The following is a 13,943-nucleotide window of genomic DNA, read 5'->3' as shown; positions in this document are numbered from 1 at the left end:
CTACTATTTAATACCCGATGAGGAAAAGCTTCCGATAATATATTTTTGGAAGATTAAATACAATCCTAATGGGAAAATAATCGTAATGACCGTCACAGCCATTGCAACCGTAAAGTTTGTTCCACCTTCTGCTGAAATGAAGTTTTGAATCGCAATCGGCAAGGTATAATTCTCTACTTTGTTTAATATTAAACGTGGCCATACATATTCGTTCCAAGTCGTAATAAAATACCATATCCCTGTTGAGAATAGTGCGTGCCGTGTTATCGGAAGGACAATCCCTTTAATAATTTGCAAGTCTGAAATATTATCAATTTTAGCTGCCTCAATAATCGGCTTTGGTATTTGGCGCATCGTCTGCACGAGCAAGAAGATACCTGTTGCGTCTGCCAACTGTGGCAAAATTACACCCCAATTATTATTTAATAATTTGTATTCAGACATCATCAAATAATTAGGAATCATAATTACCGTAAAGGGAATAAAAATCGTAGAAATTAACGCAAAATATAATAATCTTTTTCCCGTGAATTTAAAGAACGTGAGGGCATAGGCAGCCAAAAATGAAATAGTCAAGCGAACTAAGGTCGTGACAGATGCAATGAAAAAAGTATTTATCGTTATTTTTACGATTGGCAATGATTCCGATAGATACTTAAAATTTTCTAACGTTGGATTCCTTGGAATCAACTGCAAAATCGTATGATACGCATCTTGTAACGTTTTAAACGAATTACTAATCCCAAAGACGATCGGATACAGCGAAATAACCATTAAGAAAATAAAGGGAATATGCCAAAAAATATATTTTTTGTTTTTAGTTTTCATAATAAACCCTTCTTTCCACAAAGACATATTCAATCAATAATAAGATTACACAGATTAATAATGTGATGACTGAAAGAGCAGCTGAGCGTCCTGTATTAAACATTTCGAATCCTTGGCGGTAGGATTCGTAAATAATATTGGAACTTGCCCCATCGGGCCCGCCTTGAGTTAATACAGCAATCGGTGTAAAGACATACTGAAGCGCCTGCACAATTGCCATAATTAACACATAAATCCCCGTTGCAGATGAGATGGGTAAAATAATCTTAAAAAAGATACGCCCATTAGAAATATTATCCATTTTAGCTGATTCTATGAGTTCTTTGCTAATCCCTGAAATAGCTGCAAATAACAAAATGAAATTATAGCCAAATACTTTCCAAGAAACGATTAAAGCAATGACGAAAATAACCCAGCCTTCACTATTAGACCAAAACGGCATCGAAATCCCTACCTGACGTAAGATTAAAGCGACCGGTCCAGAAATAGGATTAAGTATCCAAGTAAATAACACCGACGCAACCACTAAGGACATGACAGCAGGTACAAATAAAATTGCTTTATAGGCATCGATAAATTTTGGAAGAAGATAATTTAAGACGAATGCCATAATATAGGGTAGACAGACTGCAAATATAATAATCCAAAAAATATACCAAAATGAATTCATTAAAATTTGCTTCGTACTGCTATCCTTAAAGATTGTTAAATAATTTTCGAACCCCACAAACACTTTGTTTTTAGAAATCATATTCCATTTAAAAAAACTTAAATAGACGGTGTAAATTAATGGCCATACTAAAAACATTCCAAAAACAAGCAAGGTAGGGAATAAAAATACGAAAGCTTTTAAATTAAATATTGATTTATTTTTCATTTTATCTCCTAATCTTCAAACTCATAGGTACTATTTAGTTCTTTCATTTGGTTTGGATTGGTTGTTTTTAAAATTTGATATGCCGGCTGAATAATTCGTGGCGCAACAGTCAGTCCGGAATCATCGCGATACTCGATGACAGAATAGCCACAAGTATCTGTAAAATGTTGGGTCCCATCCTTTACTTTCTCCAACCCAAAACTTACGGCATAAGTTGTGTATTGCTTTAAATGCTGATAAATATTGATTGCCGGCGAATGGGTATGTCCCGTAAAGACTCCAACCACGTTGGGGTTATTTAACAAATGCAAAACTTCATCCGGTTCTTCCATCGTAAACTGATCGAAATAAATTCCCCCAATAATTGGATGGTGTTGAAAAATTAATTTCTTATGATTATTTTTTGCCATTGTTCGTTCAAGCCACTCTATCTGTGTGGAGTCTAAAATGCCACTGTGAGAATAATTCTTTGCCGTATCGAGCACAATAATATGGAAATGATCCATTTCAAAATCATAATCATAATTAGCATCCTTTGACTCACCAGTCATCCCTTCGTAAAATACCGGCTTGCGGTCATGATTTCCTAAGCAAAAATAAATCGGCAGCGGGGAAAAAGTTCTTTCGATTAAATTTTTAATCGTTCGATAATCTTCCGGTGTCCCTTCGTGAACAATATCTCCCGTTACCATCACCAAATCAAAGGTATCTAAGTTTTCATGCTCTAAAATCTGATTGAATTTCTTCTCTAGGGGAACTTGCGCGTCCAATACAGGCTTTAATTCAGGATCATCGATGTCACGTGTATAATGCGTATCGGATAAATGTAGGATTTTCACTTTTTATACCTCTTTCTAAAAAAGAAAAGTCATTGGCAACCCAAGGACTTTTCTTATAAGTAATATTTGAACAAATAAATTAGTTAAGTAAGTTATTAATGGCCTCTTGCGTTTCAGGTAATGCTTCTTCGACAGTCTTCTTACCTGTTAAAATTGCATCACGCATATCTAATAACATTTGCTCAGCTTCTAAGCCCGCTTGACCAGGGAATGAAGCCCATTTATTCACTTTGTCCATTTGAACCATCGCAGCTTCCATCATTGGGTTTTCTTCCAAGAATTTTTTCATCTCATCTGAATCTTTAACAGTAGCTGTTGATGGTACATATCCCGTTCCTTCAGTCCAAGCTAATACATTTTCATTTTCGTATAAGAATTTCATAAATTTCAAAGTTGCTTCTTTTTTAGCTTCATCTTGTGACGTTAAGACTAGCATCGCGCCTCCGGCAGGGATGCGAATATCTTTGTCTCCCCATGAAGGTGCAGTAATCGTTGCGACATCAAATTGTGCATTTGACTGAACATTGGTTCTTTGAGCAATCGTTGTAAATAACATCGCAACTTCACCTTGGATAAAACTTTGGACCCCTTGGTCCCAAGGTAGATTAACGGCTGTTTGGTCTTCATTTACCATATCAGCCCATAACTTATAAGCTTCAATCCCCTCTGGTGAAGCAAAAGCTGCTTTACCTTCTTCAATAAAGTTAGCACCATTAGATTCTAGCAAAGCTTGTGTTGCCCAATTATCTGCAGGTTGTTGTAGATAGAAACCATATTTGCCTGTTTGCTCTTTCACTGTCTTAGCGAATTCACGAACTTCTTCCCATGTTTTAGGTCCATTTTCATCTAATCCAGCTTCTTTTAATAAATCCTTATTAATGTATAAAACAGGGTTCGAGATTGAATAAGGTAACCCGACTAACTCACCGTCTTTATTTACTGCTAGATCCAATACGTTTTCTAAGAAATTATCTTCCAAGTAATTTTTGTTTTCAGCATCAAATTGATCGATAATAGATTGAGGTGTGTTATATTCAAAGTTTTCAGAGAAATAATCCACAAAAGCCCATCCGATTTGTACAACGTCAGGGGTGTTACCGCCCGCAACTGCTGCTTGCATGTTTTGCATTAAGCCTTTATACATATCTGGATTGAATGTTGCCACAACTTCAATTTCATCTTGTGATTCATTGAATTTTTTGACCAATTCATCGACGGTTTTACCACCTTGGGTGTCTGCATTAACATGCCAATAGTTAATTTGGACTTTTTCTTGAGCAGATGCTGTTACACCGCCAGGTATCATTGATAAAGAAGTCATTGCAACCATTGCTAGAGAGATAGCTTTTTTAATAAATTTCTTCATTCTTTTCCTCCAAATTTATTCTTGTCTGAGTTACCAGTTTCATAACCCATTTTCATTATAGTTTCAAGATGTAAATATAGCGTAAATTAAGCGTAAAAATAAGGTAAATTTAAAAAGCGAAAAAAGATCTATCCACTTAAGATTGCAGGATTTTTCTGAAAATAAAAAGAACATTTCAAAAAATGAAATGTCCCTCTATAACTTCAATTTCTTTTATCGATTTTCAATTAACCATTCCATTCGATTGACTTTACAACGCAGTAAGTACATCGATACGACCCCTTTTGCAATCGACGTCGAACTCATCGCAATCCAAACCCCGATAACACCAAGTATTGGCATTAGCACTAGCGAAATTGGAATACGGAATAGGTTCAAAATCACGCCGATTAAAGCCGGCGTTCGAGTATCCGATAAGCCATTAAACGCTCCTGCCAAACCAATCTCAATACTCATAAAGGCTTGGGATAGTCCTAAGATGATTAAATAAATACTTCCTAGACGAATTGCTTCCGGATCATGTGGCATAAACATCGTAAACAAGCCTTCGCTAAATACTACTAAAACAATCGTGGCGATGACGCCAATCATTGAGATTAGCTTAAAGGATTCGCGAATACTTTCGATAACACGTTTAGCATTTCCAGCTCCAAAGTTTTGGGCCACTAATGCCTGAATCCCAACTTGTAGCCCTTCCGAAGTGTTCCACGAAATGGATTCTATTTGAGAACCAATGGACGTAACTGCCACGGGTGTCGGACCGAACCCAGACATAAAACGATTTAAGACCATCGAAATACTCGCATGAAAACCACTTAATAAAGCAGCTGGAATTCCTAACTTGAAGATTGCAACTTGCCAATCCCAACGTAAGGTAATCCGTGTAATCGCACGTCTTAAAAGCCCATTTTCAATAAGAATTGTTAAAATAAAAGCAAAGAAAACAAATAATTGACTCAATACGGTTGCCCAAGCCGCCCCTTCAACACCTTGCGGTTCAATCGTCCCAAAACCAAAGATAAGTACGGGATCTAATATCATATTCGCAACTAAACCAATCGTATTAATAACAAAAGGTGTAAAAGAATTTCCTAACGATGTAAAAGATTGCGTCAAAATGGGATTCACAAAAAATAACAACATAGCCGAAGCGACAATGGTCATATACTCCTTAGCACTTTGCTCTGCTTCCATCCCCAATTGATAAAACTCAATAAATACATTACGTACGGCTAAGGAGAACAGCGTAAATAGAAGGCCTAAGATGAGTGCCTGTAGAAGTCCGTTGTTGATTACACGAATCGTCTCATCTTTATGATTTGAACCATAAGCCTGCGAAGCATAAACCCCCATCCCAATCTTAGGTATCAATGCTAACGAGTTCGCAATCCAGAAGACAAAGCCTGCGATACCGACTCCTGCAACGGCATTGGTTCCTAATTTCGCAATCCATAACATATCAACAAATCCGTAAGCGATTTGGATAAATGCCGTTAATGCTAAAGGAATGGACAAGCGCAATAAGGTGGATTTAATGTTACCTTCCAATAAATTGATATTCTTATTCACTGAATCACCTACTTATTCTCTCTTCATCTGAAATACCTTACTTATTATAGCGAACTTCTCCCAATTAACAAGAAAAAACCTCCCGAAGGAGGCTTTTAAGAATTTGTTAATCGGTAAATTGATTTTTGATCAGGGATGTCACCACAAAGATTACAATAAAGAAGAGTGTAATCGTCGCTCCTGGAGGAGTATCAAAATAAAATGATGAAATAATTCCTCCAATGATACCGATTAAGTTAATCACAATTCCAATTCCAATCGCTTGATTAAAGCTCTTAGAAATACTAATCGACGTTGCCGCTGGAATCACAACTAAGGCCGATACTAACAGAGCTCCGACAATCGGCATCATCAAACTAATCACAATGCCATTGATAACTGAAATAGCCATCGAAATAAACTGTACGGGCAACCCACTCGTATGTGCCGTATCTTCGTTAAAGCTCATCACATACAAAATCCGATGATAGATTGCATAAAGAATGACAACAATCACTGCTAGGCCAATCAATAAATAGACTTCTTGTTGCGTAATAAGTAAGATCGTCCCAAAAAGGTACTTATCAATTTGAACTGATGAAGCACTCGTTGAAAGACTTAATAGAACCAAGGCTAAAGCCATTCCACCTGACATCATCACCGCAATTGAGACTTCTGAAAAGTTGCGATACATCCGTCGCATCGACTCCAGTAACATCGACGCGATGACAACGACAATAATGGTGGACACTGTTAGATTGAATTTTAGTAATAAGCCAAGTGCCACCCCAACTAAGGAAACATGCGATAAAGTATCGGACAAGAGTGACTGACGACGCAAAATTAATAATAAGCCTAAAATCGGGGTAATAAAGGATAAGGCTACACCCGCAATTAATGCTCGTTGGATGAATTGGTATTGAAGCATCGCCACTCCACCCCTTTCTCACGCGTTAAATAAATCTCACGGTCATATAATCCTTCCATTTCACTATCGCTATGCGTCACCATCAAAATAGTCTTGTGGTGAACCTTACTACTATGATTCAACAATTGATAGAATGACTTGCGTGAAGCTACATCCATTCCTGTTGTCGGTTCATCTAAGATAAAGAAATCCGGGTCTTGCGCGAAGACCCGTGCGATATTAATCCGTTGTTTTTGCCCACCGGATAGATCTCCAACCTTGCGATTTCTTAAGTGTGCCATCCCGACCGATTCCAGAGCGCGATCGACATGCGCATGATCTTCGTCTGTCAGTCGTTTGAACCAACGTCCTTGCGGATAACGCCCTGACTCTACTAATTTTTGAACCGTACTTGGAAAGCCGTTATTAAAGACTGTGACGTCCTGTGGGACATAGCCGATTTGCAGCGGCTCGCCTTGATCATTCGTTGGTTGCAATTCAACCGTTCCGGATTCAGGCAGTAAAAGCCCCAATATTAGGCGAACTAATGTTGACTTGGCTGCACCATTCTCACCGGTTAATATAATAAATTCTCCCGAATCGATTTGGAAGTTAATATCATGTAAGACTCGCTCTTCCCCATAGGAGAATGCGAGATTATTTACTTTTAAAATTGCCATTCGATCACTCTCCAGGGTCAAATTATTAAAAAGTTATTTTGTTAAAGAAGCTAAGTTCTCATTCATTAAATCGAAATAGTCCAGTCCTTCTGCACTCTCTTCTTGTGAAATTGTTTCTAAAGTACGCAATGGACGAACTTCTACGCCTGCTTCATTAGCAATCGCTTCTGAAACCTCTGTTGGCATTGCTGGGTCTACATAAATTGCTTTAATATTATTTTCTTTAATGAATTCAATCATTTCTGCCATTGTTTCAGCACTTGGATCGCTATTCGTTAATAAGCCAGTAATACCGATTTGCTCTAGATTATATTCATGAGCCAAGTAGCCAAATGCTGGGTGTTGTACAACAATGCGACGATCTTCTAATGATTCTAACGCTTCATGGTAGTGTTGATCTAATTCATTCAATTCTTCAATTAATGCTTCAGTACGTTCACGGTAACCTGCTTCATTTTCAGGATCTTTCGCGATCAATGCTTCCATTACAACTTTAGCTTGTTCTGCATAAAACTTAGGTGATAACCAGCTATGAGGATCCCATTCGTGCGTATGTCCGTGGTCGTGGTCATGATCGTGGTCGTGGTCGTGATCGTGGTCATGGTCGTGGTCATGGTCATGGTCATGGTCATGATCGTGGTCGTGATCGTGGTCGTGATCGTGGTCGTGGTCATGGTCGTGGTCATGGTCGTGATCGTGGTCATGATCGTGGTCGTGATCGTGGTCGTGGTCATGGTCGTGATCGTGGTCGTGGTCATGGTCGTGATCATGGTCGTGGTCATCTGAACCTTTCAGAAGTTGTAACCCTTCAACGGATTCCACCACGGTTACCTCGCCATCCTCTAAGACCGGCGCCATTGCTTGCATAAAGAATTCCATTTCTTGGCTTTGATAAATAAACATATCTGCCTCTTGAATTTTAACTACATCTTGTGTGCTTGGTTCATAACCATGCGCATCGCCACCACTTGGCACTAACATTGTAATATTTGCATCGGGTTGCGCAATACGCTTAGCTAGATAATAGACTGGATAAATCGTTGTTACAATATCCATTCCTTCTTGAGCTGACGCAGTTGGCAATACAAGATGGCTTAACATTAAGCTGAATGCTGCCATCATTTTGATAATTTTTTTCATCATTAATGATTCCTCCTATTTCAAATTTTAATGATTGATGAGCGCAGAATTTTTACCTCGTTCCGGCGCTCAAACATAACACATTATTAATCAGAGACTTTTAATAGTCAAAGGAAGAATCATTCATGTGTTCCTTTTCGAATCCACTCTGTGATGGCCTAACCCCTTGGTATTACAAGGGTTAGACCTTATCAACCATCGATAATTAAGCTACACCTGAAACTTTTTTCATTTATTTTAATTCGATTAATTACGATTTGAACGGTTAGATAATAGGATGAAGCGGACGATTTGGAACAATGTACTTAAACTTGCCGCGACATAGGTAAAGCCTGCTGCACGCAATACTTTTCTCGCAGGTTGAACTTCTGCTTCAGTAAAGATATGTCCTTGACCTAAAATTTCAATCGCGCGGCGACTCGCATCAAATTCAACTGGCAACGTGACAAGTTGGAATAACAAGACCAAGCTAAAAGCTAGAATGCCCAATTGAATGAGGCCTACTATTTGCATCAGAAAACCAATTAAAATCAATGGCATTGCGATTGTGGATCCTAGATTGACAACTGGCACTAATGCAGCTCTTACACGCATAAATTTATAATCTTGTGCATCTTGCAAGGCGTGTCCACACTCGTGCGCAGCAACGGCTACCGCGGACACTGAAGTATTTTGATAGGTTGCCTCAGATAGACGTAAAACTTTATTTCTTGGATCATAATGATCGGTTAAATGTCCTGCAACTGGCTCAACGCGCACATTTGTAATCCCTGATTGTTGTAATATAAATTCTGCAGCTTGTCGGCCTGTCACCTGGTGCTCGGTCATCAACTGGTCGTATTTATTAAATGTCGATTTTACTTTAAACTGGGCCCAACCTACAATCGCCATCGCAATTAAAACTAATAAATAAGTTGCATCAAATCCATAATAAGAGTAAGGCATAATATTTTCCTCCTACCTTAATATTTCTTGATCATATTATATCATAGTGTTGTATTTATTGAGGAGTTCAATGCCTTACTAATGAAATTATTTCCATTAAAAAAAGCACCTCAACGAGATGCTTTCACAAAAATTATGAATAAATTAGTTATTCGCGTCTGCTAAAGTCTCATAAGGTAAGACTATATTTAAGATAACCCCAACAATCGCACTGAGAGCAGTCCCTGAAATCATCAACACGCCTCCGATATTTAGTACTGCACCCCCAAGCCCGATAACTAACATTGCACTCGCAATAATTAAGTTACGTGTATGTGCAAAGTCAACGCGATTTGTAATAAGCACTTTCAGACCGTTACTTGCAATTACGCCGTATAGAAGAATAGACATTCCTCCTAGCACTGCTGATGGGATAGTAGAGACTAAGGCGGTAAATTTGCCTAGACAGCTTAATAAAATCGCAATAATCGCTGCATTTCGAATTACTGAGACGCTCGCCACGCGGGTCATCCCAATGACACCTGTGTTTTCACCGTAAGTAGTGTTGGCAGGACCACCAATAAACGCTGACACAAATGTCGCAACGCCATCCCCCAAGATTGTACGGTCAAGTCCTGGATTTTCCAAGAAGTTGCGGCCGGTAATTTCACTAATAACCATTGAGTCTCCCATATGCTCTGCAATCGTTACAAATGAAATTGGAACGAGCGCCCAAGCTTCAGGACCGAAGTAGAAGCGGTAACTACCAGCTCCCTCTCCCCAAGGAAGACTGAATTCTGGCAATTGAATCCAATTTGCTGCAGCAACCGGTGACAAGTCAACTAAACCAAGCGCCAAGGCGAAGATATAACCGACGATAATCGCAATTAAGAATGGAATAACTTGAATAAAACCTTTACCTTTTGAAGTGACTAAAGCCGCTACTGCAAAAGTTACAATCGCTACAAGTACATTACGTAAATCCCCGTCTTGCGCCAACCCTGCATTGGAAACGGCGGTGGCTGAAAGACCTAACCCGATCACGATAATCATTGGACCAATCACAATCGGTGGGAATAAGTAGTTAATCCACTCGACGCCAATAAATTTAATTAAAACACTGACTAAGACATAGACAAGTCCGACCATCATAATTCCCGTTTGGGCGGCACTAATATCACCATTCATCTGTTCAATCGCGAGCGCCATACCACTAATATAAGCAAAGCTTGACCCTAAATAAATTGGCACTTTAAATTGTGTCAAAATCATATAAATTAGCGTACCGACACCACTGGCTAATAATGCAGTCGATACGGATAGCCCTAAAATTAAGGGGACGAGAACTGTCGCCCCAAACATCGCAAAGACATGTTGGAAACTAAGTAGTAAGCCCGGTAATAATTTCGGCTTATCATCTACATCTAGTAACATCTTCGTCTGATTAGTCGTTTGAATATTTTCCATTTTCTCTCTCCTCACGGAGCTGATTGCACACAAAAAGCCCCTATTTTTTGAGAATAAGGGCTTTAAATCAACGGGTGACCTTAGTAACCTCACGGGATTACCTTAAAAGTCCTTATTGTCTTATGACATAATACCATGATAAATATTAATTGCAACCAGCATTTTAGAAAAATAAACATCACTTTAAAAGATGTCAAGATTTCGCCAAAATGATACACAGTTGTTATGGTATCTCGCTGCATTCCTTGTTACAATGCAACTACGAATAAATAAAGGACTGATTTATATGAAACGAATAACCTTACTCATCTTAACGATTTTAATGACTGGATGTAGTTGGTTTGGGTCTAATAACGACGATCCTGCTCAAGACGACCAAGCCGCTCAATCTGGTATTGATATTGATAGTCTGGGTACTGGCAACAAAATTCCTAATAAAGAATATGAGAATGTATTTGGTGAGATTGTTGATAATAACTTATCTGTACCCCCAACCCAACTCCCTGATGAAATTCCGATTGGTGAAGTACGTGAAGCGGTCAATGCTTACTTTATCGAAGATGTGCCAGAAGATGAACAAGATAATAATCTCGAACCGGTCTCTAAACCTATCTTAAAAAGAATCCAGAAAACATTAGCCGAAGACGAGCAATTAAAGCAACTTGAAGCTACCGTTGATCAAGTGACCATGCAATTAAATAATACTAGTCAATATGTGGTTCGAATTGTCGTTCCGCACACTTATCCGGAAGCCGAAGCCAAAGTCGATTCGAGTGACGTCCACTTAATGAATACGGCACTATCAATGATTGGCAATCGTTTAGTTATGATCAGCTATTATGATGAAACACATGACTACTTAATTCCATACCATTTAGGTACATCGACTTATTCACTCTTTTCAATGAGTTCACTTTACGAATAATGATAAAATCCCTCTAAAGATTCTCTTTTTGCCTGAACCTTTAGAGGGATTCGTTTATTCATAATAACGATTTTGATAAATTAATTGATCAGGGAAGACAAATTCATAGCCTCGCTCCACCAATACTGGCATTAGGAGTGCCAATGCATCGACCGATGTTTGACTCGTATCATGCATTAAAAGTAACGTATCATTACTTAACATCGGGATGACCCGATCAAAAATTGCTTGCGCATCTTGGAGCTGCCAATCCAATGAGTCTAAATTCCAAGTGATTGACGTTAACTCAGGTAACAACTGGACTACTCTCAATCCACCCGCTCCAAAAGGCATTCGATACATTGTTGGAAGATAACCTGTCGCTTCCTCAACAATTTCTTGCGTCCAATTGATTTGTTGTAAGACCTCCTCGTCGGATATGTCATCGAAATTCGGGTGGCTATAAGAATGATTCCCAATCAAATGCCCCTCGTTAATAATGCGCCGCGCCATATCAGGGAACTGTTCAACATACGCCCCATAAACGAAGAAAACTCCTTTAGCCCCGTATTGATTTAAGATATTTAATATTTGCGGTGTAAATTCTTCATTAGGCCCATCATCAAAAGTCAGTGCAATCTTCGGACGTTGATGGAGCGGTGTCCCATCCAATAACGTAAATAGCGCTGGGTTCTCTTGGATTTGTAACATTGTTGCTTCCGTATAAGAATCAACTTGATACTCCTTAACGAGATAATCCGCAAACAAACCCAATTGATGCTGATATTGATCCAAGTAAGAAGCAAGATAAGTTTGATCCAACCAAGGTTCAAGATAATCACTTGCTCTATTCAATAACTCCAATGCGTCGTTCAAGTTATCTCGTGAATAAGTTACGCTCGATTCATATTCACCTAAGTATGCGAGACCTGACTCCATTTCACGCAATTGGTGTCGTGCTGATTCAAAAACTGCTTCCCATTGATCCAAATGTTGCGTTAAAACATTTTGAGCTTTTTGTTGTAACTGAAGAATTTGTTGATCGTTCACATCCGCTTGCACATCAATTTTCAAAGCGCCATCCTGTACAGTCAATCGTAATACTGAATCTGACCACTGACGAAACGTTAACTGCTCGAAAGCCTCCTCATAAGAGGGAACAAGTTGCGTATATTCTTCGGGTGCTAACTTAACTAGCTCCGAATAAATCTGATGCAAGGTTTGTTCATCCACATCCTCACGCAAAACAGGTAATTCCCCTTGAGGATTTTGCCACAATTCTTCTAATGCTAACTCCGCTTTTGCAACACGCTCTTGATAAGAGGGCACCCAGACCATACCATAAAGATACACAATAACCATGAGTGCGCCGAAAAGACTTAAAATCAATCCGCGGTGCCAATGTTGCTGTGACTTCAAACCTTCCATCTCCTATACGTTATAATTATTCATTGCTTAATCTTCGATTAAAAGTATCACTGTGAGCTAAATCACCATAGCGGTACCCTTCCATAAACCACGCTTGACGCTGCTCAGCAGTTCCATGAGTAAAGCTGTCTTGAACGACTCGCCCATAGGTTTGCTCTTGAATCGTATCATCTCCTACTGCAAATGCAGCTTGAAGAGCTTCTTCGATATCCCCTTCGTCTAAAATACCTAATTCTTCCGCATATTTAGCCCATGCTCCGGCAAAATAATCGGCTTGAAGTTCGAGTCGGACGTTTAACGCATTCCCTTCTCGTTCTGACAAACGACGACGTGCTCTCTGATATTCATCCATAATACCTAATTCATTTTGAATATGGTGTCCTACTTCATGGGCCAAGACATACGCTTGTGCGAAATCTCCGGGTGCCCCGAAGCGTTGGGACAATTGTTCCCAAAATGATAAGTCTATATAGACCGTCTCATCGGCTGGACAGTAAAATGGTCCCGCTTGGGCTTGACCAATCCCACACCCACCCGTCATGGTTCCACGTTCGTAAATAACAAGTTGCGGCTCGCGATACGAACGGCCTTCTGATTGAAATATTTCGTGCCAAAAATCTTCGGTACTTCCTAACACACGTGTCATAAATTCATAGTCTTGGTCGCTAATTTCACCTGAATCGATTTGATCTCGATTGACGGAAGCATTATTGCGATCGACTTGTTGGGTACGATAATCCGAATTCGGTTGAGAATGTTGCGAAGAATCACCCAAGCCGAGCCCACCAAAAAATTGGAAAAGTAACATCCCGCCAATAATTAATAATACAATCCGTCCCATCCCAGGTAGCATCAATAATAATCGAATTAAACCGAATAACCCGCCTCCACCGAGTCCGCCAGACCCTCCTGGCATGCGGTATGAACCACCTGGCCTCCGACGGTTAAAGGGTGAGCTATTTTGTCCACGTCGATCTTCAACGTTCTGACTGCGTCGTAAATCTTCCCACTTCATTTAATACATCCTCTCTCATC

General features: G+C 39.3%; 13 protein-coding genes. 1 reads left to right on the top strand and 12 read right to left on the bottom strand.

All coding sequences use genetic code 11. The features are described from left to right. Positions 1-3: 3 nt before the first annotated feature. The 10 genes from HMPREF9707_RS00270 to HMPREF9707_RS00225 all read right to left on the bottom strand — a co-directional run bounded on the left by HMPREF9707_RS00270 (position 4) and on the right by HMPREF9707_RS00225 (position 10,576). Entirely contained in the window at positions 4-828 is an 825-nt protein-coding gene (locus HMPREF9707_RS00270; protein WP_006700721.1) for a carbohydrate ABC transporter permease, read from the bottom strand. Then, on the bottom strand, positions 818-1,705 hold the full coding sequence (locus HMPREF9707_RS00265; RefSeq protein ID WP_006700720.1) for a carbohydrate ABC transporter permease: 888 nt from the start codon (positions 1,703-1,705) through the stop codon (positions 818-820). Before HMPREF9707_RS00265 ends, HMPREF9707_RS00270 begins: the two co-directional genes overlap by 11 nt. 8 nt (positions 1,706-1,713) lie before the next feature. After that, a complete protein-coding gene (locus tag HMPREF9707_RS00260; protein WP_006700719.1) occupies positions 1,714-2,544 on the bottom strand; it encodes a metallophosphoesterase family protein in 831 nt (276 codons plus the stop codon). Positions 2,545-2,623: 79 nt separating this feature from the next. Beyond that, the gene (locus HMPREF9707_RS00255; RefSeq protein WP_006700718.1) at positions 2,624-3,910 is read right to left on the bottom strand and encodes an ABC transporter substrate-binding protein; all 1,287 of its coding nucleotides are present in this window, start codon (positions 3,908-3,910) and stop codon (positions 2,624-2,626) included. A gap of 213 nt (positions 3,911-4,123) precedes the next feature. After that, positions 4,124-5,479 carry an MATE family efflux transporter gene (locus tag HMPREF9707_RS00250; RefSeq protein WP_006700717.1) on the bottom strand — a complete coding sequence of 452 codons (1,356 nt, stop codon included), beginning with the start codon at positions 5,477-5,479 and terminating at the stop codon, positions 4,124-4,126. A gap of 106 nt (positions 5,480-5,585) precedes the next feature. After that, positions 5,586-6,392: a metal ABC transporter permease gene (locus tag HMPREF9707_RS00245; protein ID WP_040442771.1), complete on the bottom strand. Its 807-nt coding sequence runs from the start codon at positions 6,390-6,392 to the stop codon at positions 5,586-5,588. Next, on the bottom strand, positions 6,353-7,045 hold the full coding sequence (locus HMPREF9707_RS00240; protein ID WP_006700715.1) for a metal ABC transporter ATP-binding protein: 693 nt from the start codon (positions 7,043-7,045) through the stop codon (positions 6,353-6,355). Before HMPREF9707_RS00240 ends, HMPREF9707_RS00245 begins: the two co-directional genes overlap by 40 nt. Before the next feature lie 33 nt (positions 7,046-7,078). Further along, on the bottom strand, positions 7,079-8,188 hold the full coding sequence (locus HMPREF9707_RS00235) for a metal ABC transporter substrate-binding protein (RefSeq protein ID WP_006700714.1): 1,110 nt from the start codon (positions 8,186-8,188) through the stop codon (positions 7,079-7,081). Between the two features lie 243 nt (positions 8,189-8,431). Further along, a complete protein-coding gene (locus tag HMPREF9707_RS00230) occupies positions 8,432-9,133 on the bottom strand; it encodes a zinc metallopeptidase (protein WP_198003478.1) in 702 nt (233 codons plus the stop codon). A gap of 141 nt (positions 9,134-9,274) precedes the next feature. Further along, positions 9,275-10,576, bottom strand: coding sequence for a solute carrier family 23 protein (locus HMPREF9707_RS00225; RefSeq protein WP_006700712.1), 1,302 nt, complete (start codon positions 10,574-10,576; stop codon positions 9,275-9,277). Positions 10,577-10,862: 286 nt separating this feature from the next. Between HMPREF9707_RS00225 and HMPREF9707_RS00220 the strand changes: the two genes are divergently transcribed. Next, positions 10,863-11,501 (top strand): hypothetical protein, encoded by a 639-nt coding sequence (locus HMPREF9707_RS00220; RefSeq protein WP_006700711.1) that lies wholly within the window; start codon positions 10,863-10,865, stop codon positions 11,499-11,501. Between the two features lie 54 nt (positions 11,502-11,555). On the opposite strand, the gene HMPREF9707_RS08415 is transcribed toward HMPREF9707_RS00220, so the two are convergent. Both HMPREF9707_RS08415 and ypfJ read right to left on the bottom strand, forming a co-directional pair. Beyond that, positions 11,556-12,899, bottom strand: coding sequence for a polysaccharide deacetylase family protein (locus HMPREF9707_RS08415; protein ID WP_006700710.1), 1,344 nt, complete (start codon positions 12,897-12,899; stop codon positions 11,556-11,558). Positions 12,900-12,924: 25 nt separating this feature from the next. Then, complete coding sequence (gene ypfJ, locus HMPREF9707_RS00210; RefSeq protein ID WP_006700709.1) at positions 12,925-13,923, bottom strand: KPN_02809 family neutral zinc metallopeptidase; 999 nt, start codon at positions 13,921-13,923, stop codon at positions 12,925-12,927. Positions 13,924-13,943: the final 20 nt, after the last annotated feature.

It is taken from the genome of Falseniella ignava CCUG 37419 (genome assembly GCF_000301055.1).
Lineage (GTDB): Bacteria > Bacillota > Bacilli > Lactobacillales > Aerococcaceae > Falseniella > Falseniella ignava.
Note: the sequence above shows the minus strand (reverse complement) of the source record. Positions and strands in the feature narration are given on the sequence as shown.

What these genes read in the sequence shown, in the direction of transcription:
- HMPREF9707_RS00270 (WP_006700721.1), bottom strand. Translation starts at nt 828, where the DNA reads ATGAAAACTAAAAACAAAAAATATATTTTTTGGCATATTCCCTTTATT.
- HMPREF9707_RS00265 (WP_006700720.1), bottom strand. Translation starts at nt 1,705, where the DNA reads ATGAAAAATAAATCAATATTTAATTTAAAAGCTTTCGTATTTTTATTC.
- HMPREF9707_RS00255 (WP_006700718.1), bottom strand. Translation starts at nt 3,910, where the DNA reads ATGAAGAAATTTATTAAAAAAGCTATCTCTCTAGCAATGGTTGCAATG.
- HMPREF9707_RS00240 (WP_006700715.1), bottom strand. Translation starts at nt 7,045, where the DNA reads ATGGCAATTTTAAAAGTAAATAATCTCGCATTCTCCTATGGGGAAGAG.
- HMPREF9707_RS00235 (WP_006700714.1), bottom strand. Translation starts at nt 8,188, where the DNA reads ATGATGAAAAAAATTATCAAAATGATGGCAGCATTCAGCTTAATGTTA.
- HMPREF9707_RS00225 (WP_006700712.1), bottom strand. Translation starts at nt 10,576, where the DNA reads ATGGAAAATATTCAAACGACTAATCAGACGAAGATGTTACTAGATGTA.
- HMPREF9707_RS00220 (WP_006700711.1), top strand. Translation starts at nt 10,863, where the DNA reads ATGAAACGAATAACCTTACTCATCTTAACGATTTTAATGACTGGATGT.
- ypfJ (WP_006700709.1), bottom strand. Translation starts at nt 13,923, where the DNA reads ATGAAGTGGGAAGATTTACGACGCAGTCAGAACGTTGAAGATCGACGT.